Origin of the sequence: Vibrio sp. 10N.222.55.B11 (assembly GCF_041473705.1) — a bacterium.
Lineage (GTDB): Bacteria > Pseudomonadota > Gammaproteobacteria > Enterobacterales > Vibrionaceae > Vibrio > Vibrio crassostreae_C.
In genome coordinates this window covers 1-1051 of record NZ_JBFRST010000141.1, presented here as the reverse complement: position 1 = coordinate 1051, position 1051 = coordinate 1, and the positions used below count along the sequence as shown (strand labels likewise).

Annotated in this window: 1 protein-coding gene; it reads left to right on the top strand. The window is 43.1% G+C overall.

Features of this window, described 5'->3' with window-relative positions:
* Window positions 1–78: 78 nt before the first annotated feature.
* The gene (locus AB4503_RS25410; RefSeq protein ID WP_029236538.1) at window positions 79–999 is read left to right on the top strand and encodes an IS5 family transposase; all 921 of its coding nucleotides are present in this window, start codon (window positions 79–81) and stop codon (window positions 997–999) included.
* The last annotated feature ends 52 nt before the right edge of the window (window positions 1000–1051 follow it).

Genomic DNA, 1051 nt, shown 5'->3' with positions numbered 1-1051 from the left:
GGCTTTGTTTCCTAAATCAGGGAACTAATGCTTAAAGCTACGATCAGATCATCTAAGTTCACTCACATACTTAGAGCAATGCCAAAGCCTCGCTACAGAACAACTAACTGGAAACAATATAACCAAGCCCTAATCAATCGTGGTTCACTGACATTCTGGATTGATGAGGAAGCGATTCAACAGTGGAAGCAACTCAAGCAAGGTAAACGAGGTCGACCTCGATTGTTTAGTGACTTAGCCATTACGACCGCCCTCATGGTTAAACGAGTATTCGCGATGCCGTTGAGAGCGTTACAAGGATTCATCGATTCTGTTTTCAAACTCGCTCAACTCCCGTTGTCATGTCCTCATTATTCATGCATCAGTAAACGAGCCAAAACGGTTAATGTGTCATTCAAGACAAAGACCCGAGGCGCAATACAGCATTTAGCCATTGATGCAACAGGGCTAAAGGTCTACGGTGAAGGTGAATGGAAAGTAAAAAAACATGGTACTGACGGGAAGCGTCGAGTTTGGCGTAAGCTCCATTTAGCCGTAGACACTGGCACTCATGAAATCATTGCGGCTGAGTTAAGTTTATCGAATGTCACTGACGGTGAAGCTCTTCCTAATTTACTGAATCAAACTCGTCGTAGAATCAATGAGATATCTGGTGATGGAGCTTACGATACAAGACAATGCTACGAAGCAATACGTATTAAACAAGCTGTTCCACTTATTCCACCGAGAGAAGGTGCTGCTTTTTGGTTACGAGGTCACCCCCGTAATCTGGCGGTAGCTTGCCAGAAATTATACGGCTCAAATAAACATTGGAAAAAGAAGTACGGTTACCATAAACGGTCACTTTCAGAGACGGCTATGTTCCGTGTAAAGACACTGTTTGGTGGGCGATTAAGTTTAAGAAACTATAATGCTCAGGTTGGTGAAACCTACGCCATGATTAAAGCGTTGAATAAGCTCACAGGGTTAGGTATGCCTAAAACGATAGAAATAGCCTAATAATCACCCATACTGGCCGTTTCTATCTGAGATCCAATTAGGAAACAAAGCC